This is a genomic window from Tropicimonas aquimaris, from assembly GCF_042676185.1.
GTDB lineage: Bacteria > Pseudomonadota > Alphaproteobacteria > Rhodobacterales > Rhodobacteraceae > Tropicimonas > Tropicimonas aquimaris.
The window spans coordinates 146,951-169,124 of record NZ_JBHTJT010000049.1 but is presented as its reverse complement, the minus strand read 5'-3'; the positions used below and the strand labels follow the sequence as shown (position 1 = coordinate 169,124).

Below are 22,174 nucleotides of genomic sequence, written 5' to 3'. Positions count from 1 at the left end.
TTCGATCTCGCGCAACAGCTTCAGGATGTCTTCGTCCGAATAACGCTTCCGAGCCATCTCCTGTCCCCCTTCCTCGGCCAAATTAGTGGCCCAGTTTTAGGGGGCAAGGACACCTCGGTCTTCAAACATTTCAACTCGGAGCGAAGCCTCTACTCCAGAGCCAACTTCAAGAAGAACCCTGCCGCCGCTCTGGCCGAGTGGCGTCAACTCCTCGCGGTATAGGGGACAGACATCTTGTCCTTGTAGAGACGAGCTCGAATCTGTCTGACATCACCCTGAGCCCCGACCAGTTCGAAGAGAGAAACGCCCCGGCCCGGTCAAAACAGGCCGCCTGACGTATCCAATCGAAATGGCGCACTCCATTCTTCTGAGCGGCCCGTCGAAGATTCCGGCGGGCGAGAAAGTTCGGCCATCCGGGCCCACAATGTCTCATTCAACTCGAAACCAATAGCGGCGAGCGACGGCGCCAGCTGCTCGACGGACCTTGCGCTGATGATCGGCGCTGTCACCCCCGGATGACCTGCGACCCAGGAAACGGCGAGCGTCGCCGGTGATTGCCCGACCTCCCCGGCAAGCTCGGCCAAGGCGGCTGCAGTGTCATGCATCCATTTTTCCGCATATCGGGCGGCGTAGGCCTTGTCAGTGGACAGGCGGCCATGGCCGTTTTCCCGATACTTTCCGGTAAGCAGTCCGCCCCCGAGCGGCGAATATGGCATAACCGCAATCCCCTGATCCCTCGCCATCGGCAGGAGTTCGGTCTCGGCCTGCCGCTTCACAAGGTTGTACATCGGTTGGAGCATGGTGATCTTGAGATCGAACCTTTCCGCCACGGCGACGGCTTTCATCACCTGCCAGGCCGCGAGATTGGAGACGCCGACGAAACGGATCTTTTCGGCGTCGCGGAGCGTCGCCAGCGTCTCGAGCGTTTCTTCCAGCGGCGTGTCCGGATCCCAGCGGTGAAGGTAGAGTCCGTCCACGAAATCCAGGCGATGCCGTTTCTGGCTGGCCTCGAATTGCGCAAGGATGTTCTGTTTACTCGAGTTGCCGTCGCCTGCGACCTTGCTGGCGAAGAAGACTCTTTCGCGCTCGGGGCGCACCAGTTCGCCGAGCCAGGTCTCGGAAAGGCCGTTGGTGTAGCCATGTGCGGTGTCGAAGAAGTTGATCCTGGCGGACCGGCAGGCCGCATACATCGCGTCCGATGCGCCGCGGTCGGCGCCGCCGCCGAACTGCATTGCGCCAAAACAGAAACCGGAAACCGGGGTTCCGTCGAGAGTTGTCAGAATATTTGGTGTCATTTTGGACGAGTCCTTTGCACCTCGGGGGATCGCCGGACAATTCAGGGCGGATGCTGGAACGCATTGACCGCGCTTGGGCCAGTTCAGAGCTGGCGCAGCCGGTGCCGGTTCAGCAGGTCGAGGATCATGTCGCGCGCCCGTTGCCTGTGGGCGCGGTGCAGGTCGTGGGCTTCCTGCGGCCTGGCGCCTAGGATCGCCTCGTAAACGCGCTGGTGGTCGCGGTTCGACTGGACGGGCAGGGGTCGCATGAACAGGGTGACGGCGCGCGCCCGGCGGACCTGGTCGCTCATCATCGCGGTGATGGCCGTCACGCGGGAATTGCCGCCCAGCCGGACGAGTTCGGAGTGAAACCTGTCGTCGGCGTCCGCCCAGGCTTCGAGTTCGCTTGCGTCGAGCGCCTTGTTCATGTCGGCGATTGCGCCGGTCAGGTCCTTCAACTCGGCTTCCGAATAGCCTCGCTCGGCGGCACGCTCCGCCGCGAGGCTCTCCAGTTCGGTCAGGACATCGTAAATCTCGCGCATGTCTTCCAGCGAGACGGGAAGAATGCGGACGCCCTTGCGGGCGCGCATCTCGAGCAACCCCTGGCTCTCGAGCGTCCGCGCGGCCTCGCGGACCGGCGTTCTCGACATGCCGAGCCGCTCTGCCAGCTCACTCTCAAGATGATCGGAACCTGCCGGCAACTCGCCGGAAAAAACCAGCCGTCGCAGTTCGCTGATTGCGCGCTCCGTGTTGGACACGGATTTTTCCTTCGGCTGCTTCAATTGTCCTCCAACACGATTTTCCGGCCGCCATCGGCGGAGTCGTAGATCGCCTTCTCGATCCGCATCACCGAAAGGTAGTCTTCGGCGAGGTTTTCCAGCGGCTTGCCGTCCAGAAGACCCGATACCACATGGCTCTGCAAGGCGTGCACGCAATCGCCACCAAATCCATTGGTCGTGTCGGGCGGCAACAGCTGGGTGGTTTCGGAGGTTCCGAACCGGCGCAGGCTCACGGCACCGTCCCCTGTCAGGGTGATAGTTCCTGCGGTCCCTTCAACCAGCGCTTCGCCCATCGTACGGCGCCGGTTCTCGGCGTCGTGGTCGAGGCAGCGGTTACCATCGAACAGTGCGCGCACGCCACCATCGTGTTCACACAGGACATAGCCCGCGTCCTCGCCCGCGATTGCGGGGTTGATCTGTCGCAGATCGGCATAGACCGAACGCGGATTGCCGAGAAGATACCGGAAGGTATCCACCCAGTGGATGCCCGTCTCGCGGACAAGGAACTTCTCCATCTGCTGGAAGTAGGGTTGGCGGTCGAGATAGGCGTCCGGCCCTTGCCCGTCGCCCGGCCGCAACCGGAAGGTGACCTGAAGAACCTCGCCCACCGCTCCGTCCTCGATCGCCGCCTTGATCCGGCGATACCAGGGCTGGAAGCGGAAGTTCTCGTGAATGACGATCCGCGCGCCGGCCTCCCGGGCTTCGGCGACCACCTGCCGCGCTTCTTCCAGGTCGTTGCAGAAGGGTTTCTGGCAGATGACCGTCGGAATGCCGGCGTCGAGGGCGGTGCGAATGGTCGCGGCGTGGACGATCGGCGGAAGGATTATGTCGAGAATGTCGGGTCTGGTTTCCTCGAGCATGAGGGCAAGGTCGTTGTAGGCGGGCAGGCCTGTCTTGCGCGCCTTGTTGATGTCCCGGTTGCATGATCCAACCAGTTCGACCCGGTCAATACGTGCCCAGCTATCGTATTGGAACTGGCTGAAATACCCTGCTCCGACGCAGGCCACGCGCAAGGATTCACCGTTGGTCATGCCATGCCCCACATCTGCGAAACACCTTCTCCAGTGCAGCCACCTCTTGTCTCGGGCATTGCTCTGACACCTCCCCTTTCATTGCGGCATTTTCGGCCGTTTGCAATCTGTCGTTGACAAGGTGATCATTAATGCATACGCAAAAAAATGCAATACAGAACGCACAACTGCCGGGAGGAGGCGTTGATGAAGATTTTGTTCGGGGTGGCCGCAGGGGCCGCAATGCTGGTTGCCGGGGTCGGTTCGCTGGCCATGGCGCAGGAATATCCCTATCGGGACATCACCACTGCGGTGGTGTGGGGCGCCGGAGGGGGCACCGATACGATCAACCGCATGATCATGGCGGAGATGGAGAAGCATCTTCCGGTGTCGGTCAACGTCATCAACCAGACTGGCGGCGTCGCGGGATCGAACGGTATGGTCTACGTGATGAACCAACCCGATGACGGCTACACGCTGGTCGGCCTGTCCGAATCCAACGTCACGGCGGCGGTGCAGGGCGGCTGGGACAAGAAGTTCGACTACTGGTATCCGTTCATCGTCGGCGGTTCGCCGGACCTGATCTCGGTGCCGGCGAGCAGCCCGTACAGCACCTTGCAGGAGTTGGTCGATGCCGCCAAGGCGGCGCCGGGCACCATTCCGGCCGCAGCATCGGGCGCCGGTTCCATTCACCACCTGAACCTGCTGGCAATCGAGAGAGGGGCCGGGGCCCAGTTCAAGTTCGTGCCCTACAAGGGGTCGGCGCCGGGCCAGGAAGCCGCGATCGCGGGTGAAGTGGCCCTGGTCGTGACCTCGCTGGCAGAGCAGGCCCCGTTGATCGAAGGTGGCGAACTGAAGCCGCTCGCGATGCTGACACCGGAAACGGCCGAGATCGCCGGCATGACTGTGCCGTCCGCTTTCGACCTCTATGACGGTTTGGACGCATACCTGCCGCTGAAGCAGGCCATCGGCTTTGCCGTTCACAACTCGGCCTCCGACGAGGTCAAGGCCAAGCTGACCGAGGCGTTCGATGCCGCTATGGTCGGCGATGCGGTCGCGGAATGGGCCGAGGCCAATAACTATGACATCGGCGGGCAGTCCGGCGAGGAAGCGCAAGCTCTGTTCTCGAAGCTCGAGAGCAACTTTGCCTATACTCTGAAAGAGCTTGGCGTGGCGACGGTCGATCCGGCATCGCTCGGAATCGAGAAACCCTGAAGCCATCACGAGACAAGTCAGCGGGGGCGCGGCCTTGCGTCCCCGCTCAAGCCGGGGAGGGGCAGGACTTGGAGACCAAAGAAGTAAAGGCAGTCATGCGGGCCCGCGACTTCTGGGCCTCCCTCGTTCTCATGCTGCTTTCGGTGTTCTTCCTGTGGCGGACCTCGGACATCCCGTTCATGACCGCGACCCAGGGGGGCGTAAGCGGCGTCCACTGGTACGATTCGGCGGCAATCGTGCCGCTCGGAATCTTCCTCTGCATGCTGGTCCTGTCCGGGGTCCTGCTGTCGATCTCCATCCGCTCTGGCGGTGCGAAGAACGCGCTGAGTGCCGTCGGACTGGGCTGGAACCCGGCCGAGGCGCTGCGGTTCGGCACGCTCGCCATCATCTTCCTGTCCTTCATCGCGGCGCTCGTGCCCCGAGTCGATTTCACGATTTCGTCGGGCCTTCTGATCACGGCGCTGATCTATGGATACCATGCCGGCGAACCCGCCCGGATGAAGCTGGCCACGCTGGTCGTCGCCACTGCCGGCATCGTGGCGCTGGTGCTCCACTTCCCGCAATCCGAATGGAACGCACATGGCGACGACTGGGTTGCGCTCCTGCTGTGGATCGGCCTGACCGTCTGGATGCTGCGGGCCTGCGGGGATGATCGTATCATGCGGATCACACCGTGGATCGCGGTCTGCGCGCCGCTGATCCTGGTCTGCGCGATGGCCTTCGGCTTCCGGCAGAACGTGCCGAACCGTGGCGGCCTGATCTTCTCGCAGATCGAATACCACTATTACGTGTCGCTGCGCCCGCTCTGGAGGGACTGACGTGGACTTCGTGCTTTCCCAACTCGCAGGCTTTGGCAGCGCTTTCGCCGACCTGGTGGTTGACCCGCTCACCTATCTCTACCTCGTGACCTCGGTCTTTCTGGGGATCACCTTCGGCGCGCTGCCTGGCCTGACGGCCACGCTCGCGGTGACGATCCTGACCGGGTTCTTCGGCAACAAGATACCGCTGGACTACTCGCTGATCGCGCTGCTTGGCGCCTATGTGGGGGCGATCTACGGCGGTTCCTATCCGTCGATCCTGCTGAACATTCCCGGCACGGCGGCCAGCGCGGCCTCGGCGATGGACGGGCATCCGCTTGCCAAGGCCGGGCGGGGCGGCGAGGCGCTTGGGCTGACCACGACCGCGAGTTTCATCGGCACGCTGATCGGCACCTTCGCGCTGCTGATCTTCGTCTGGGTGCTGCTGCTGGTTTCCAAGAACATCGCCAGTCCCGAAAAGGCGCTTCTGGCGCTGTTCGGAATCCTGCTGTCCGGCACGCTGATGAGCGAGGACCTGGTGGTCAAGGGCTGGATCGCCGGCCTGATCGGCCTCGCGATGGCGATGGTGGGCCTCGACCCGCTGCTGTCGGAGCCGCGATATACCTTTGGCTGGTCCTACATGATGTCCGGCTTCCAGGTCGTGCCCGTCCTGATGGGAGCCTTTGCCGTGCCACAGGTCATCGACGGCTTGCGCCATGCCGACGTCGGCAAGATGGCGCAACTGACTGACCGGATCGTTCCGAACCTTGCGGCAATCCGGCGCCACCTGCCGACGATCACCCGCTCCGGCGTGATCGGAACGGGCGTCGGCGCGTTGCCGGGCGTGGGAGAGGACGTCGCAGGCTGGGTCAGCTATGGCGTCGGCAAGACCGTTTCGAGCGACGGAAAGAACTTCGGAAAGGGGTCGGTCGAGGGGCTTCTGTCTGCCGAAACCGCGAACAACGCCTGCATCGGCGGTGCGCTGATCCCGCTGCTGGTGCTGGGCATCCCGGGGTCACCGCCCGCCGCCGCGCTGATGGGCGCCTTCAAGATCAACAACGTGATCCCGGGGCCGACCATCGATCCGGCGATCATCCTGCGGGTCGTGGCGATCCTCGTTCTGGCCTCGCTCACGATGTTCCTCATGGGGCTTTTCACGGCGCGCGTGTTCATCCGCATCCTGCGGATTCCGCAGACCGTCTTCCTGCCCGTGGTGATGGTGCTGACCACCATCGGATCGTTCAGTGTCGGCGGCGGGATCAATGACCTCTACCTGATGCTCGGTGTCGGCTTCGTGGCGTACTTCATGAACATGATGGCCTTTCCGATCGCGCCGCTGGTGATCGGCGTGATCCTCGGCGGGTTGTTCGATGAAACCTTCCGGCGCTCGCTGTTCCTGTCGGACGGTGATCTGACGGTGTTCGCCTCGCGCCCGGGCGCGGCAATTCTTCTGGCGCTGAACGTGGCCCTGATCCTCAGCCAGATACCGCTCGTTCAGCGGACGTTCGGGCGCCTGCGCGGGAGGACTGCCTGATGTACGCCGTGACCGTCACTTTCACAATTGCTCCCGAACGAATGGAGGGCTTCATGCCCCTCATGGAGCAGAACGCGCGCCTTTCGCTGGAACTGGAGTCTGGCTGCCGGCAGTTCGATGTCTGCACCGACCCCGACCATCCCGACACGGTGTTCCTTTATGAACTCTACGACGACCGGACGGCCTTCGATGCCCATCTTCAGGCGACGCATTTCAAGGAGTTCGACGCGGCAGTCGCGCCGATGATTGCCGGGAAATCGGTGCGCTGCTTTTCGCGGGTGGCGTCATGAGCAACTGGGAGGTCCACGCGATCAAGTATGCCGATCGCAACGCGCGCGTCCGGGGCGACAGCTTCATCTTCGATGACAATCACGATGCGCCGCACGCGATGGACTATTTCATGTGGCTGCTGCGCCGTGGCGACGAGGTCATTCTCGTCGATACCGGCTACGACGACGCCGAGGCAGCGTCGCGCGACCGTCCGATCCGCCTCGATCCGCGGGCGGCGCTGGAGCCTTTGGGTATCGCGCCGCTCGACATCGGCCAGGTGATCGTGACGCATCTGCATTACGACCACGCCGGTGGGCTGCATCTTTTTCCCAATGCGACCCTGCACATGCAGGCCGCCGAGATGGCCTATGCCACCGGCCCCTGCATGTGCCACGATACCTTGCGGATGCCCTATACCGCCGGCCATGTCTGCGAGGCGGTGCGGCGGCTGTATTCCGGACAGGTGGTCTTCCACGACGGCGACGCCGAAATCGCGGAAGGCGTGACGGTGCATCGTATCGGGGGGCACAGCCGGGGGCTTCAGGCGGTGCGCGTGCGCACGAGCGCCGGGTGGCTGGTACTCGCGTCCGACGCGGCGCACTACTACGAGAACCTGTTTGCGCGCAAACCCTTCCCCATCGTCGTCGATCTCCAGGACATGCTGGAAGGTTTCGACACTCTGCTGCATCTCGCCAGCGGGCCCGAACTGATCGTTCCCGGGCATGACCCGCTCGTCCACGCGTATTTTGCGCGCGGTGCGGCGGACCACATCCTGCGGCTTGATCCGGGTCCGATCGCGGAGGTTCGCAGATGAGCGAGGAAGCCCGCCTGCGCGAGGACATCTGCCGGATTGCGAAGTCGATGTTCGACCGCGGCCTGACCTGCGGCGCGTCTGGCAACATCTCGGCCCGCCTGTCGGACGGGACGCTGCTGATGACGCCGACCGGCAGCTCGATGGGGTTTCTTGATCCGGCGCGGATCAGCCGCCTGGACGCTCAGATGAAACTCCTTTCCGGCGACCAGCCGACAAAGGAAATCCCGCTCCACAGCGCCTTTTACGAAACCCGCCCTCAGACGGGTGCGGTTGTGCACCTGCATTCAACCCACTCGGTCGCTCTGTCGATGTTGCCGGACATTGACCCGGACAACATGCTGCCGCCACTCACGCCCTACGCGATCATGCGTTTGGGAAAGGTGCAGCGTTTGCCTTTCATCCTGCCGGGCGATCCTGCGATGGGCGACGCGGTGCGGGGCCTTGCAGGCAAGCGGTCTGCAGTGGTTCTGGCGAACCACGGCCCGGTTGTGGCCGGCAAGGACATCTGGGCCGCGACCTATGCAATCGAGGAACTGGAAGAGACGGCGAAACTGGCGCTTCTGACGCGCGGGCTGGGAGCCGTCGGATTGTCGGACGAACAGATCGCGGCGGTTGTCCGCAGGTTCGACATTGATTGGGAATGAAAAGGATAGCTGGATGATGTCAGGGGCACGCATAGCTCTTATCAAGGGCGACGGGATTGGCATCGACGTCGCCGATGCCGCGATGCAAGTCGCGCAGGCCGCGTGCCGGCAGGTCGGTGCACCGGCCCTGCAATTCGACGAGATTTCGGCCGGTGCCGGGTATTTCGCCGAGACCGGGCAGGACATCGAGCCCGGCGGCGAGGAGCGCGCGGGCGACGCCGATGCGATCTTCCTCGGAGCCATCGGCCTTCCGGCAATCCGGCACGCCGACGGCACCGAGATCTCTCCGCACCTGCGGCTTCGGGATCGTTACGGGCTCTACGCCGGAATGCGTCCCGTGAAGGCCTACCCGAATGCGCCGCAGCGGCTGGCCGACCCGCGTGCCGCAGGGCTCGATCTGGTGATCCTGCGCGAAAGCACCGAGGGGCTTTTCTATTCGGCCGCGGCGCACGGGCGTTCGGTGGTTGTCGGAGACGAAGAGGTCCGGGAGACCCTGCGGATCACCAGGGCGACAACCGAGAAACTGCACAAGTTTGCCTTCCGCCTCGCCGAGAAGCGACGCGCGCGCGGCAAGCGGGCGCGACTGACCTGCGTCGACAAGGCCAATGTATTTACGTCGATGGCCTTCTTCCGGAAGATCTTCGACGAGGTTGCCAAAGAGCATCCCGAGACCGAGGTCGGCTACAACTATGTCGATGCCCAGGCGCTCGATCTCGTCCGCCGCCCTTGGGAGTTCGACATTCTGGTGATGGAAAACATGTTCGGCGACATTCTCTCGGACCTCGCCGGCGGGCTGGTGGGTGGCATGGGCATGGCGGCCTGCGCCGAGATCGGCGACCAGACAGGCCTTTTCCAGCCTGCGCACGGCAGCGCGCCGGATATCATGGGACAGGACAAGGCAAACCCGTTAGCCGCCATCCTGAGCGGCGCGCTGATGCTGGAGTATCTCGCCGAGAAGACAGGGATCGTCGCCTATGGGCGTGCGAGCGACGTAATCGACTGGGCCGTCGAAGAGGGCTTCGATGCTAATCGACTGCGCCCGAAGGAGTTCGGCGGTGACATGGGGACCCGTGCGGTCACCGACGAGGTGTTGGCCCAGATCGGCTCACCTTCGCAGTCCAGAGCGGCGGGCTGAGACCGCACCGTATTGGGCAGGGCAGACCTGGCAGTGCGGAGCGCGGGTGCCCGTATTGCCGGCATTGAACGGGAAGAAGCCGAATGGGTATGATTCTTGGCGCGATCGCTGACGATTTCACCGGTGCGACGGACCTTGCCAACACCTTGGTCCAGGAAGGAATGCGCGTTGCTCAGGTGATCGGCGTTCCGGACAGCGCGACGGAGATCGGTGATGCGCAGGCCGTCGTGGTGGCGCTGAAGTCGCGCACTGCGCCTGTCGGCCAGGCGGTCGAGCACTCTCTTGCGGCGCTCGACTGGTTGCGCCGTCAGGGCGCGCAGCAGATCCTGTTCAAGTATTGCTCGACCTTCGACTCCACGCCTTCCGGGAACATTGGGCCGGTCGCGGATGCTTTGCGGCGGCGGCTTGGCACGGATTTCGCGCTGGTCTGCCCGGCGTTCCCCGCCAACGGCCGGACGATCTATCAGGGGCACCTGTTCGTTGGCGACAGGCTGCTTTCCGACAGCCCGATGAAGGATCACCCGCTGACGCCGATGCGGGACGCCAACCTTGTCAGGCTGATGGCCGCGCAGACGGATGGCAGCGTGGGGCTGATACCGCTGGCCGATGTCATGGCCGGAGCGGACACCGTTGCCGAGCGGGTGGAGGCGCTGAGGCAGGGTGGTATGGCCTACGGTGTCGCCGATGCCGTAACCGACAGGGACTTGCGCTGCATCGGGCGTGCCGCCTCGGATCATGTGCTTATAACCGGCGGTTCCGGGATCGCCCTTGGAATACCTGACAACCTTAGGGCGGCGGGCCTGCTGAAGGCCGCCATTCCACCGGAAATTCCGCAAGTCGAGGGCCGTTCCGTGGTATTGGCCGGAAGTTGTTCGGAGGCGACGCGTGGGCAGATTTCCCGGGCCGGGGAATCCTGGCCGACGTTCAAGCTGGATGTCGAGCGGATTGCCGAAGGCGGCGACGTGGTGGGAGATGCGGTTGACTGGGCATCGGCCCAGCCCGAGGCACATCCGGTTGTGATCTACGGCTCCGCGGACCCCGAAGAGGTGCGTCGAACGCAGGAACGCCATGGCGCCGAACGTGCTGGCGCGATGGTCGAGGAAGCGCTGAGCGCCATTGCCGTGAGATTGCGAGATGCCGGATTCATCCGCTTCGTCATCGCGGGCGGAGAGACGTCCGGAGCGGTGGTCTCGGCCCTCGAGATATCGGCCCTGCGCATCGGCCCGGAAATCGCGCCGGGTGTGCCTTGGACCGAGGCACTTGGCAGCCGTCGGCTGGCATTGGCACTGAAATCCGGCAACTTTGGCGGCCCCGATTTCTTTGAACGCGCATTCGCGCTTCTGAACTGAATGCAGGCTCCGCCGGCCGTTGGCGGATCAGATAGTTCCTGCGTGGTGCCGGCCATGTCGCAATGTCGCATTGCATCTTATAATGTATGCATTAAAGGATTTAATAAAGCATCCATTAAGGCGGGGGCGGCCAATGCTCACCCGGACGATTGCGTTTCTCGACTCGGCGACACTTGCGGCGGACATCAAGCTCCGCTCTCCCTCTTTTCCCCATGAGTGGAGAAATTTCGCCGCGACGGCTCCGAACGAAGTGATCGAACGCCTTCGCGACGTGGAGATCGCGGTGGTGAACAAGGTCCGGCTGGGGCGTGACGCGCTCTCCGAACTGAAGTCGCTGCGCCTGATCGCCGTTGCCGCCACGGGCACCGATTGCATCGACACCGAAGCCTGCCGGGATCTCGGGATCACCGTCGTCAACATCAGGGGATATGCCGGGGTGACGGTGCCGGAGCACGTCTTCGCGCTGATGCTGTCCTTGCGCCGCAACATCATCGCCTACCGCGACGACGTTCGTGCGGGCCGCTGGCAGGACGCCGGGCAGTTCTGTTTCCACGACCATCCGATCCGCGATCTTTCCGGAGCAACGCTCGGTATCATCGGCGAAGGAACGCTGGGGCAGGAAGTTGCCGCACGGGCGCGGGCTTTCGGCATGAATGTGTTTTTTGCGGCCCACAAGGGCGTCGACGGGCTTGGGCCGCTCTACACGCCGTGGGGCGAGGTTCTCGCTCGAAGTGACGTTCTCACGCTGCACTGTCCCCTGACGCCGGCAACGCGAGGGCTGCTGGCCATGCCGGAGTTCGAAGCGATGGAACGCCGTCCTCTGATCGTCAATACAGCGCGCGGACCGCTGATCGACGAGAGCGACCTCGAAGAGGCGCTCGAGCGCGGATTGGTCAGCGGCGCCGGGCTCGATGTGACGCTGCCGGAGCCGCCGGCGCCCGACAGTGCCTTCATGCGACTTGCCCGACGGCCAGACACCATCGTCACCCCGCATGTCGCATGGGCGAGCCACCAAGCGCAGCAGGCGCTTGCGGAGCAACTCGTGGACCTGATCGAGGCTTACGCCGCCGGAAGGCCGCGCAACGTCGTTGGCGAGGACTGCTAACCCGACACAAGGCTACTGAGGACAAGGCCATGCTCAAGCTCTCAATTATCACGCTCTTTCTGGGCCAGACGAAGAACCGCTTTCTCGTCTATCAGGATGCCGCCAATACGCCGACGCACCTGGATCGCGCCGGCGCGGCGGAGGGGGTCGGGGCGGTGGAGCTCCGTTATCCTGCGGACACGGCCGATATTCCGGCGACACGTGAAGCCTTGAAGCGGAATAACCTCGCCGTCTCCGCAATCAACTTCGCGTCCGTCCGCAATGACCGATGGCTGCGCGGCGCATGGACTGCCGAGAGCCCAGCAGACCGTCAGGCGGCCGTAGACGACGCCAAGAGGGCGATGGACCTGGCTGCTGAACTTGGAGCGCCGCGGCTTCACAACTGCCCTCTCAACGAGGGCTTCGACTATCCTTTCGAGCTCGACCCTATCGCTGCCCTGGATTACTCCGCTGAGTGTTTCGAGAGGATCTGCGCCCACAACCGCGACATCAAGGTCTGCATCGAATACAAGATCAACGAGCCTCGGGTTCGATGCCAGATCGGCAACGCAGGCGAGTTGATCGCGTTCGCCAATATCGTCGGCGCCGACAACCTCGGCGCAACTTTGGATGCGGGTCACTGTTTCCTTGCTGGCGAGAATCCGGCGGCCACGGCGGCCTTGCTGGCGAAGTGCAACCGGCTGTTCTATGTCCACATCAACGACAACGACACGCGTGGCGACTGGGACCTGACGCCGGGCACCTGGCACACCTGGGAGTTTGTGGAGCTTTTCTACACCCTGGAACGACTCGGTTACGACGACTGGATCGCCTTCGACATCGTGACGAAGGAACACGAAGCCTCTCAGGTCTTCAGTGACGCAGCGGCAATCGCCAACAGGCTCAAGGAAATCGCCACCCGCATTGATCCCGCGGACATGGCTCAGCGCTACGCGCGCCGGCATCCGACATCGACCATGCGGATGCTGAACGAACTTCTTTAATCAGGAGGCCGAATAGTGCCCGATCTCGCCCGCATGGCCGATGCCATCCGATTCCTTGCCATCGATGCAATCCTGAACGCCGGCGATGGCCACCCCGGTACGCCTCTCGGGGCGGCTGACATCGTGACGACTCTCTATGCGCGTCACCTGAAGTTCGACACCGCCGATCCGCTCTGGCCTGATAGGGACCGCTTCATCCAGTCCAACGGCCACGGATCGATGCTGCTTTACTCTGCAAACCATCTGGCCGGCTTCGCTAAAATCTCGATGAACGAGATCCTGCACTTCCGACAGCTCGGGTCTAATTGTCCCGGACATCCGGAATTCGATCCAGAAGCCGGGGTCGAGACGACCACCGGGCCACTGGGGCAGGGGATAGCCAACGCAGTCGGGATGGCCGTTGCCGAGGAGATGCTGCGCGCCAAGTTCGGCCCGGACCTCTGCAACCACTATACTTACGCGCTGGTGGGCGATGGCTGCCTGATGGAGGGCATTGCAGCCGAGGTGCTGGCGCTGGCGGGCCATCTGCGCCTCGGTCACCTGATCTTCCTGTTCGACAGCAATCACATCACGGATGACGGCGAGCTGAACCAGGCCGAAAGTGAGGATCAGGCTGCCCGTTTCCGGATCGCCGGGTGGCATGTTGTAGAATGTGACGGCCACGATCCCGAGGCCATCGACGCGGCAATCCAGCTCGCCAAGAGGGACCCGCGCCCATCCTTCGTGGTCTGCCACACCGAGATTGGCCAAGGGGTACCACGGATTGCAGGCCTGCGAGTTGCGCACGGTGGCAAACTGGTGCCGGAAGACGCGGTTCAAGCCCGACGCTTGCTCGGTTGGCCGTATGGCCCGTTCGAGATACCAGACGATCTTCTTTCTGCGTGGCGCGAAGCGGGCAGGCGCGGTAACGCGGAACGGGTCGCATGGCAGTCACGTTTCGGAACTGCCGCACCGGAGAAAAGGGCGGAACTCGAACGCCTGTGGTCGGGCACATTACCGTCAAAGTGGGAGGCCGTGATCGCGGATTGCAAACACCACTTTGCGGAGACACGGCTCAACCAGCCAACGGTTGCCGCGTCAGGCGAAATCCTTGACGCACTGAGTGACGCGGTTCCCGAACTCGTCAGCGGCGCGCCAGATCTAGAGGCTGCTACGAAGCACAAGCGGAGGTTGGCCCCATTCACCAAAGAGGATCGCACAGGGCGATATCTGCACTATGGTGTGCGCGAGTTCGCCATGGGGGCGATGATGAACGGGATGGCCGCCCACGGGGGCGTCCGGCCATTCGGCATCACGTTCCTGGTTTTCTCCGATTACGAACGCCATGCGATCCGCATGGCGGCCTTGATGGGCTTGCCGGTGATCTTCGGCTTCAGCCATGACTCGATCGGGATTGGTCGAAACGGCCCCACACACCAGCCGGTGGAATACCTCGCCAGCCTCAGGGCCATCCCAAATCTGCATGTATTCCGGCCTGCCGACGGGGTTGAGGCGGCAGAGTGTTGGGAGCTGGCATTGCGCAGGCGTACAGGGCCAAGCGCGATGATCTTTTCTCGTCAGGCACTGCCGACGGTTCGGGAAAAGAGCGGGGCGGAAAACGCCTGTTCACGCGGCGCTTACGTGCTTCAACAAGCTTCCGGGCCGCGCCAAGTAACCCTTTTCGCGAGTGGTTCGGAAGTCCAGATCGCACTCGTGGCCCAGACAACGTTGGAGGCGCAAGGCGTGCCGACTGCCGTGGTCTCCGTTCCTTGCTGGGAAGCGTTCGCCGAACAAGACAGGACATATCGCGACGCGATCATCGGTCGTGGCACGGTCCGCGTTGCTGTCGAGGCTGCCATCAACCTTGGATGGGAGCGGTTTATCGGCGAAGACGGTGCCTTCGTGGGAATGTCCGGATTCGGCGCATCGGCGCCGGAGGATCAGCTCTACGAGCACTTTGGAGTGACTGCGGACACTGTCGTCAGAACGACACTTGAGCTGTGTGAGCGACACTCAAACCGAGAGGCGCCTTGCATGTCAGGATAAAAGTGCCGGCGATCCACAGGTAAGGAGACCTCCGGCGCAGCATTTCGCGGTTAGGAAGAGCCGCTCGTGCCGCGCGCAAGTCTGCGGCAGTTCTACAAGCGCCAGACAAGCAGGATCATTGGCGTTGTGACGGCGTCCACGAGGTTGTCGAGCGGCAACCCCATGCGCCAATACTCGCCTAAAGCGTAGCCGCCCGGCTCGAGGATCAGGGTGTTGTTCTTGTGACCCATCGGCGTCAGGAAGGCGTCAGGAACTCGCAGGAGGCAACAACCCCGACCGCGATCAGATACGAGTAGGGACTTCACCCTTTTTCTGGTCCGGTCGCTATGCGACCTTTCGGGTCGGTCTTGTCAGATGAACTTGGCTTGAGGCCGGGCAGGGGGCTAGGTAGCGTGCCAGCATGCCCACTTGACCAGCTAACTCAGTTTGGACCGCCCGGCTGGCGATTTTCTGGTTGGAATGGTTCAGGGTGTTGGCGCGCCTTAAGGCGATGCGGTCATCGACAGGCCTGCAATCATCTCGATTGCACGGAGTCGATTGCACAAATGACCTGCGTTTCGCAGGCCTGTGCTGCCCGCAGGAAACTCGCGGGTGGCGGGCCATCCGTGACGACGAGGTCGAGTTCATCGAGGCTGCAAATTCTCACCGAGGCATCGACGTCGAACTTGGAGCGATCGGCCACCAGGATTTTCTTGCGGGCATTACGGAGTATCGCGCGTGCAACGGAGACTTCGCGATCGTCGAAATCCAGTATTGCGCCATCGGGATCCAGCGACGAACATCCGATCACCGCGAAATCCGCTTTGTGCTTGTCCATGAAGGCGACGGCGTCACCCCCGATGATCGCGCCATCCGAAGGGCGGACCGAGCCGCCCGCGATCTTGAGCGAGGCGACACGGGACATCTTGAGAATGTGGACCACATTGATGTTGTTTGTGATGACGACGAGGTCTCGATGGTCGCTCAAGGCCTGCGCTACCTGTTCGGTCGTGGAGCCGATGTTGAGCATGATCGAGCAGCCGTCTGGGATCATTTCGGCGACGACGCGGCCAATGGCTTCCTTTTCTCTCGCGCGCTTCAGTCGGCGATCTTCGTAGGCGATCGTCGAGGTGGATGCCATGCGGCGGGCGCCGCCATGCGTCCGGATGGCCAGGCCCCGTTCCACCAGGGCTGCCAGGTCGCGGCGGATGGTTTGTGGGGTCACCTCGAATCGGCGCGCGAGATCTTCGGTCTCGACGGAGTTCTCCGCTCGAAGGAGATCGATGATCGCTTGCAGCCTGTCGTTACCGGACATGGGGCCTCTCCGAGTCTTAGAGACAATCACTTCGTCTATTCGGCCAACTGGAAGTTTTCACTTCAAGTTCGAATGACGTCAATCGAATAAGAGGATTTGTAAAAATATATATTTAAAACAATTAATTAATTGATGTTCGTCATCATACTAAGATTTTAGTTTGACAACTCACGTGTTCGTATGAGCATGATTTGTGCACCGGCAACGACCGGAAACGCGTTCATCAGGGAGGAGACCAGGATGCGCAAGTATCTGTTGGGGGCCGTAGCGCTCCCGGCCATTTTGGCCGTGCAATCGGCGCATGCCGATGAGGCGGCGGCACAGAAATGGATCGATGAAGAATTCCAGCCATCCGTGCTCAGCAAGGAAGAGCAACTCGAGGAGATGAAGTGGTTCATCGCCGCGGCGGAGCCCTTCAGCGGAATGGAGATCAACGTCCTGTCGGAAGGCATTCCGACCCATTCCTATGAATCCGAAGTGCTGACCAAGGCCTTCGAGGAAATCACCGGCATCAAGGTGAACCATCAGATTCTGGGCGAAGGAGAGGTCGTCCAGGCGGTACAGACCCAGATGCAGACGAAGCGGAACCTGTACGACGCCTATGTCAACGATTCCGACCTGATCGGCACCCACTCCCGCCTGCAACTCGCCTACAACCTGTCCGACTGGATGGCTGGCGCGGGCGCCGATGTGACCAACCCCGGCCTGGATCTGGAAGACTTCATGGGAATCCAGTTCACCACCGGCCCGGATGGCGACCTCTACCAGCTGCCTGACCAGCAATTCGCGAACCTCTACTGGTTCCGCAAGGACTGGTTCGACCGCGAGGACCTGCAGGCCGCCTTCAAGGAAAAGTATGGTTACGATCTCGGCGTGCCGGTGAACTGGTCCGCCTACGAGGACATCGCGCAGTTCTTCTCCGAGGACGTCAAGGAAATCGACGGCACCACGATCTATGGTCACATGGATTACGGCAAGCGCGCGCCCGACCTCGGCTGGCGGATGACCGATGCCTGGCTGTCGATGGCCGGTGCCGGCGACAAGGGCGAACCCAACGGCATCCCCGTGGATGAATGGGGCATCCGCATGGAAGCGGGAACCTGTAACCCGGTCGGCGCCTCTGTCACGCGTGGCGGCGCAACGAACGGGCCCGCCGCGGTCTACGCGATCCGCAAGTGGGACGAGTGGCTCCGCAACTACGCCCCGCCGGGCGCGGCCTCCTACGACTTCTACCAGTCGCTGCCGGCGCTCAGCCAGGGCAACGTGGCCCAGCAGATCTTCTGGTACACCGCCTTTACCGCGGACATGGTGAAGCCGAAATCCGAAGGCAACAACACCGTCGACGACGACGGCAACCCGTTGTGGAGAATGGCGCCGAGCCCGCACGGCCCTTATTGGGAAGAAGGCCAGAAGGTCGGCTATCAGGACGTGGGCTCCTGGACGATCCTCAAGTCCACCCCCGAAGATCGCGCCAAGGCGGCCTGGCTCTATGCTCAGTTCGTCGTCTCCAAGACCGTCGACACCAAGAAGTCGCACGTAGGCCTGACCTTCATCCGCGACAGCACGGTGAACCACGAGTCCTTCTCCGAGCGTGCGCCGAAGCTGGGTGGCCTGGTCGAGTTCTACCGCTCGCCGGACCGCGTGGCATGGTCGCCCACCGGCATCAACGTGCCTGACTATCCGAAGCTCGCGCAGCTCTGGTGGCAGCAGATTGGTGATGTGAACTCGGGCGCCTTCTCCCCGCAGGAGGCGATGGATCGCCTTGCCAGCGAGATGGACCAGGTGATGGCCCGGATGCAGGCTGCCGACGAGCAGGCCAACGTCTATGGCGGCTGTGGTCCTCGGCTCAACGAGGAGCAGGATGCGGAGTACTGGCTTTCGCAGCCGGGCGCGCCGAAACCCAAGCTCGAGAACGAGAAGCCGCAGGGCGAGACCGTCAACTACGACGAGCTGGTTGCCCGCTGGGCCGCTCAATAGGCTGACTATTGCTCGGGCCGGCCCATGATCCGGCCCGAGTCTTCCCCGACCGCTCGCTTTCGTGGCGGGCGGTCACCCCCAATCCCTTGAATATCCTGCGCCGCGCGGGCGCGGCCTCGACGCAAGACGGGCACGGAGAACATGACACTCGAACTCAGAAACGTGACCAAGCGCGTCGGCGCCAATCTCCACATCAAGGAGACGACCCTGACGTTGGAAACCGGACATTTCAACGTCCTGCTTGGTGAGACGGGCGCGGGCAAGACCTCGTTGATCAAGCTGATGGCCGGCCTGGACCCGCTGGCGTCCGGACAGATCCTGATGGACGGCGAGGACGTTTCGAAGCTCAGCACACAAAAGCGCAACATCAGCCTCGTGCATCAGTTCTTCATCAACTACCCGCACATGACGGTGTTCGAGAACATCGCCTCGCCGCTCAAGGTGGCCGGCATGGCCAAGTCGGAGATCCAGGGCCGTGTCGAGGAGGCTGCCGATATCCTCCAGCTCCGGCCCATGCTTCACCGCCGCCCGCATGAATTGTCCGGCGGTCAGCAGCAGCGCACGGCGCTGGCCCGTGCGATCGCCAAGGAGAGCCGCGCAGTTTTTCTCGACGAGCCACTGGCCAACCTGGATTACAAGTTGCGCGAGGAACTGCGCGACCAGTTGCCCGAATTGTTTGCCGGTCGGGGCGCGGTGGTGGTCTATGCCACCTCCGAGCCCGAAGAGGCGTTGCTGCTCGGCGGGAAGACCGCGTTGATGTATGACGGCCGCGTCACCCAGTTCGGCCCGACCGCCGAGATCTACCGGAAGCCGGCCAATATCATCGCCGCCGGTGTCTTTTCCGACCCGCCGATCAACCTCGGCCAGATCACCAAGCAGGGCTCCGAGGCCGTGCTGGGAGATCAGGCGCGTTGGCACCTGTCGGGTGCGGCTGCGCGATTGCCCGATGGCCCGTACACAGTCGCGATCCGCCCGAACCGCGTCCTGCCGCGCCCCTCGGAGAGCGCCAGCGTCCGGCTGACCGGACGGGTGCTGGTGACGGAACTGAGCGGCTCGGAAAGCAGCGCGCACTTCAGGTTCGGCGACGACAACTGGGTGTCGCTCTCCTCTGGCGTTTTCCCGTTCCGGGTTGGTGAGGAGCACGAGTTCTTCATGGAGCCGTCGCACTGTCACTACTTCGGCTCAGACGGCAACCGGGTGGCGTGAGGGCGACATGGCAAAGATCACACTGTCAAAGCTTCGTCACAGCTACTACCCCGATCCGAAAGCGCCGGAGGATTACGCGCTCAAGATGATCGACCTCGACTGGACGGATGGCGGCGCCTATGCGCTGCTGGGCCCGTCGGGGTGCGGAAAGTCGACCCTGCTGAACATCATTTCCGGTCTGCTCGTGCCCTCGGAGGGCCGCATCCTTTTCGACGACCGGGACGTGACCGAGCTGGCGCCGACGCAGCGCAACATCGCGCAGGTGTTCCAGTTCCCGGTGATCTACGACACGATGAGCGTGCGCGACAATCTCGCCTTCCCGCTGCGCAATCGCGGCGTGGACGAGGCCACCGTGGCGCGCCGCGTAGCCGAGATCGCGGAGATGCTCGAAGTCAACGACATCCTCGACCGCAAGGCCGCGGCGCTCTCGCCCGACAACAAGCAGAAGGTCTCCATGGGTCGCGGGCTGGTGCGAGAGGACGTCAACGTGGTGATGTTCGACGAACCGCTGACCGTGATCGACCCACACCTGAAGTGGAAGCTGCGCTCCAAGCTCAAGGAGCTGCACCAGCGGGTCCGCGCCACGATGATCTACGTCACTCATGACCAGACCGAGGCGCTGACCTTCGCCGACCAGGTCGTGGTGATGCAGGATGGCGAGATCGTGCAGATCGGCACGCCGGTCGATCTGTTCGAAAGGCCGGCCCATACCTTCGTCGGTCACTTCATCGGGTCGCCGGGCATGAACATCCTGCCCTGCGAGACACGGGACGGCGCCGCGCTGTTCCAGGGCCAGCAGATCCCCCTCGAGGGAGATATCGTGCCCGGCGAGGGCAAGCGGACAGAGATCGGCGTGCGGCCGGAATTCGTGAGCCTTGCCGAGAGCGGCGTCGAGGCCGTGGTGCGCAAGGTCTCCGACGTGGGCCGCCACATCGTCGTGGAAACGCAGGTCGGGGAGGACCGCGTCGCCGCCATCATCAAGGAAAACGCGCCCGAAACGGGCGAGACGGTGCACCTGAATTTCCGCCCGGACCGTACGCGGCTCTATCGCGACGGCTGGCTGGCGACCACCGCGGGGGAGGCGGCGCAATGAAAACCGAAAACCAACGCGCATGGTTCCTCGTGCTGCCGGTGCTTGTGCTGGTGGCCTTCAACGCGCTGATCCCGATGATGACGGTGGTCAACTACTCGGTGCAGGAGACCTTCGGCGACAACCTGTTCTTCTGGCAGGGGTTGGATTGGTACGAGCAGATCCTCACGTCCGAGCGGTTCCACGCCGCCCTCGGCCGCCAATTCCTCTTTACCGGGCTGATCCTTGTCATCGAGGTGCCGCTGGGCATCGCCATCGCGCTCTCGATGCCACGACAGGGGTTCTGGGTGCCGGTCTGCCTGGTGCTGATGGCCCTGCCGATGCTGATCCCGTGGAACGTGGTCGGCGCGATGTGGAACATCTTCACGCTGCCGGATATCGGCCTGCTGGGGTATTTCCTGAACCATACGCTCGGCATCAACTACGACATGACGCAGGATCCGCTCGCGGCCTGGATCACCATCGTCACGATGGATGTCTGGCATTGGACCTCGCTCGTCGTGCTCCTGGCCTATGCGGGGCTCGTTTCGATCCCGGACGCCTATTACCAGGCGGCCAAGATCGACGGTGCGTCCAACTGGGCCGTGTTCCGTTTCATCCAGCTGCCGAAGATGAAGACGGTGCTGACCATCGCGATCCTTCTGCGCTTCATGGACAGCTTCAACATCTACACCGAGCCTTTCGTTCTCACCGGCGGTGGCCCCGGCAACTCCACCACGCTCCTGTCCATCGACCTCGTGAAGATGGCGCTCGGGCAGTTCGACCTCGGGCCGGCAGCCGCCATGTCCCTGATCTACTTCGCAATCACTCTTGGCGTCAGCTGGCTCTTCTACACGCTGATGACCAAGGACGACCTGAACTGAGGGCGGAAGCATGCAGAAACGGTCCATCGTACCCATCGTCTACATCCTGTTCCTGATGCTGCCGATCTATTGGCTCGTGGCGATGAGCTTCAAGACGACGAACGAGATCCTCGCGGGCTTCTCGCTCTTCCCGCAGACCTTCACCTGGGAAAACTACATCACCATCTTCACCGATCCGACCTGGTACTGGGGCTACATCAACTCCATCATCTACGTCTCGATCAACACGGTGCTCTCGGTGACGGTGGCGCTTCCGGCCGCCTATGCCTTCTCGCGGTACCGGTTCCTCGGCGACAAGCACCTGTTCTTCTGGCTGCTGACCAACCGGATGGCTCCGGCCGCGGTCTTCGCGCTGCCGTTCTTCCAGCTCTATTCGGCAGTCGGATTCTTCGACACGCATCTCGCCGTGGCGCTGGCGCATTGCCTGTTCAACATCCCGCTGGCTGTCTGGATCCTCGAGGGCTTTATGTCGAGCGTGCCCAAGGAACTGGACGAGACGGCCTTCGTCGATGGCTACTCCTTCCCGCGCTTCTTCACCACGATCTTCATCCCGTCGATCAAGGCCGGCGTCGGCGTGGCTGCGTTCTTCTGCTTCATGTTCTCCTGGGTAGAACTTCTGCTTGCCAAGACGCTGACCGCCGTCGAGGCCAAGCCGATCGCCGCCACGATGACACGGACCGCCTCCTCGGCGGGATATGAACTCGGGCTGCTGGCCGCCGCGGGAACGCTGACCATCATCCCCGGCGCCATCGTGATCTATTTCGTTCGAAACTACATCGCGAAGGGCTTCGCGATGGGGAGGGTTTGACC

The 22,174-nt window shown here is 62.8% G+C and carries 21 protein-coding genes and 1 pseudogene; 17 read left to right on the top strand and 5 right to left on the bottom strand.

Annotation, left to right across the window (positions count from 1 at the left end; genetic code table 11):
- Positions 1-222, top strand: a pseudogene (locus ACFQ2S_RS20380) (hypothetical protein); the annotation flags it as partial.
- 95 nt (positions 223-317) lie between these two features.
- On the opposite strand, the gene ACFQ2S_RS20375 reads toward ACFQ2S_RS20380, so the two are convergent.
- The 3 genes from ACFQ2S_RS20375 to ACFQ2S_RS20365 all read right to left on the bottom strand — a co-directional run bounded on the left by ACFQ2S_RS20375 (position 318) and on the right by ACFQ2S_RS20365 (position 3,084).
- Complete coding sequence (locus tag ACFQ2S_RS20375) at positions 318-1,232, bottom strand: aldo/keto reductase (RefSeq protein WP_386077353.1); 915 nt, start codon at positions 1,230-1,232, stop codon at positions 318-320.
- 146 nt (positions 1,233-1,378) lie between these two features.
- A complete protein-coding gene (locus tag ACFQ2S_RS20370) occupies positions 1,379-2,032 on the bottom strand; it encodes a GntR family transcriptional regulator (RefSeq protein WP_386077351.1) in 654 nt (217 codons plus the stop codon).
- Between the two features lie 20 nt (positions 2,033-2,052).
- A complete protein-coding gene (locus ACFQ2S_RS20365; RefSeq protein ID WP_386077349.1) occupies positions 2,053-3,084 on the bottom strand; it encodes a Gfo/Idh/MocA family protein in 1,032 nt (343 codons plus the stop codon).
- A gap of 186 nt (positions 3,085-3,270) precedes the next feature.
- Between ACFQ2S_RS20365 and ACFQ2S_RS20360 the strand changes: the two genes are divergently transcribed.
- The 11 genes from ACFQ2S_RS20360 to tkt all read left to right on the top strand — a co-directional run bounded on the left by ACFQ2S_RS20360 (position 3,271) and on the right by tkt (position 14,934).
- Complete coding sequence (locus tag ACFQ2S_RS20360) at positions 3,271-4,278, top strand: Bug family tripartite tricarboxylate transporter substrate binding protein (protein WP_386077348.1); 1,008 nt, start codon at positions 3,271-3,273, stop codon at positions 4,276-4,278.
- 68 nt (positions 4,279-4,346) lie between these two features.
- The gene (locus tag ACFQ2S_RS20355; protein WP_386077346.1) at positions 4,347-5,096 is read left to right on the top strand and encodes a hypothetical protein; all 750 of its coding nucleotides are present in this window, start codon (positions 4,347-4,349) and stop codon (positions 5,094-5,096) included.
- 1 nt (position 5,097) lies between these two features.
- Entirely contained in the window at positions 5,098-6,609 is a 1,512-nt protein-coding gene (locus ACFQ2S_RS20350; RefSeq protein ID WP_386077345.1) for a tripartite tricarboxylate transporter permease, read from the top strand.
- Positions 6,609-6,899, top strand: a complete 291-nt coding sequence (locus tag ACFQ2S_RS20345) for a putative quinol monooxygenase (protein ID WP_386077343.1) — start codon at positions 6,609-6,611, stop codon at positions 6,897-6,899. The genes ACFQ2S_RS20350 and ACFQ2S_RS20345 overlap by 1 nt, the downstream gene beginning before the upstream one ends.
- Positions 6,896-7,693, top strand: a complete 798-nt coding sequence (locus tag ACFQ2S_RS20340) for an N-acyl homoserine lactonase family protein (RefSeq protein ID WP_386077341.1) — start codon at positions 6,896-6,898, stop codon at positions 7,691-7,693. Before ACFQ2S_RS20345 ends, ACFQ2S_RS20340 begins: the two co-directional genes overlap by 4 nt.
- A complete protein-coding gene (gene otnC / locus ACFQ2S_RS20335; protein ID WP_386077339.1) occupies positions 7,690-8,337 on the top strand; it encodes a 3-oxo-tetronate 4-phosphate decarboxylase in 648 nt (215 codons plus the stop codon). The genes ACFQ2S_RS20340 and otnC overlap by 4 nt, the downstream gene beginning before the upstream one ends.
- 16 nt (positions 8,338-8,353) lie before the next feature.
- Positions 8,354-9,472 (top strand): isocitrate/isopropylmalate dehydrogenase family protein, encoded by a 1,119-nt coding sequence (locus tag ACFQ2S_RS20330; protein WP_386077337.1) that lies wholly within the window; start codon positions 8,354-8,356, stop codon positions 9,470-9,472.
- An 83-nt stretch (positions 9,473-9,555) separates the two neighbouring features.
- Positions 9,556-10,821 carry a 3-oxo-tetronate kinase gene (gene otnK, locus ACFQ2S_RS20325; protein ID WP_386077336.1) on the top strand — a complete coding sequence of 422 codons (1,266 nt, stop codon included), beginning with the start codon at positions 9,556-9,558 and terminating at the stop codon, positions 10,819-10,821.
- A 133-nt stretch (positions 10,822-10,954) separates the two neighbouring features.
- The gene (locus tag ACFQ2S_RS20320; protein ID WP_386077334.1) at positions 10,955-11,926 is read left to right on the top strand and encodes a D-2-hydroxyacid dehydrogenase; all 972 of its coding nucleotides are present in this window, start codon (positions 10,955-10,957) and stop codon (positions 11,924-11,926) included.
- 29 nt (positions 11,927-11,955) lie between these two features.
- Positions 11,956-12,909, top strand: coding sequence for a sugar phosphate isomerase/epimerase family protein (locus ACFQ2S_RS20315; RefSeq protein WP_386077332.1), 954 nt, complete (start codon positions 11,956-11,958; stop codon positions 12,907-12,909).
- 15 nt (positions 12,910-12,924) lie between these two features.
- Positions 12,925-14,934, top strand: coding sequence for a transketolase (gene tkt, locus ACFQ2S_RS20310; protein WP_386077330.1), 2,010 nt, complete (start codon positions 12,925-12,927; stop codon positions 14,932-14,934).
- A gap of 92 nt (positions 14,935-15,026) precedes the next feature.
- On the opposite strand, the gene ACFQ2S_RS20305 is transcribed toward tkt, so the two are convergent.
- Both ACFQ2S_RS20305 and ACFQ2S_RS20300 read right to left on the bottom strand, forming a co-directional pair.
- Positions 15,027-15,164, bottom strand: a complete 138-nt coding sequence (locus tag ACFQ2S_RS20305; protein ID WP_386077359.1) for a hypothetical protein — start codon at positions 15,162-15,164, stop codon at positions 15,027-15,029.
- 284 nt (positions 15,165-15,448) lie between these two features.
- Positions 15,449-16,228 (bottom strand): DeoR/GlpR family DNA-binding transcription regulator, encoded by a 780-nt coding sequence (locus ACFQ2S_RS20300; protein ID WP_386077329.1) that lies wholly within the window; start codon positions 16,226-16,228, stop codon positions 15,449-15,451.
- A gap of 240 nt (positions 16,229-16,468) precedes the next feature.
- On the opposite strand from ACFQ2S_RS20300, the gene ACFQ2S_RS20295 reads away from it, so the two are divergent.
- The 5 genes from ACFQ2S_RS20295 (at position 16,469) to ACFQ2S_RS20275 (ending at position 22,172) form a co-directional block, all read left to right on the top strand.
- The gene (locus ACFQ2S_RS20295) at positions 16,469-18,205 is read left to right on the top strand and encodes an ABC transporter substrate-binding protein (RefSeq protein ID WP_386077327.1); all 1,737 of its coding nucleotides are present in this window, start codon (positions 16,469-16,471) and stop codon (positions 18,203-18,205) included.
- 141 nt (positions 18,206-18,346) lie between these two features.
- The gene (locus ACFQ2S_RS20290; protein WP_386077325.1) at positions 18,347-19,411 is read left to right on the top strand and encodes an ABC transporter ATP-binding protein; all 1,065 of its coding nucleotides are present in this window, start codon (positions 18,347-18,349) and stop codon (positions 19,409-19,411) included.
- 7 nt (positions 19,412-19,418) lie between these two features.
- Positions 19,419-20,504, top strand: coding sequence for an ABC transporter ATP-binding protein (locus ACFQ2S_RS20285; protein WP_386077324.1), 1,086 nt, complete (start codon positions 19,419-19,421; stop codon positions 20,502-20,504).
- Positions 20,501-21,364 carry a carbohydrate ABC transporter permease gene (locus tag ACFQ2S_RS20280; RefSeq protein ID WP_089235534.1) on the top strand — a complete coding sequence of 288 codons (864 nt, stop codon included), beginning with the start codon at positions 20,501-20,503 and terminating at the stop codon, positions 21,362-21,364. Before ACFQ2S_RS20285 ends, ACFQ2S_RS20280 begins: the two co-directional genes overlap by 4 nt.
- Positions 21,365-21,374: 10 nt before the next feature.
- Positions 21,375-22,172, top strand: coding sequence for a carbohydrate ABC transporter permease (locus ACFQ2S_RS20275; RefSeq protein WP_386077322.1), 798 nt, complete (start codon positions 21,375-21,377; stop codon positions 22,170-22,172).
- Positions 22,173-22,174 lie beyond the last annotated feature (2 nt).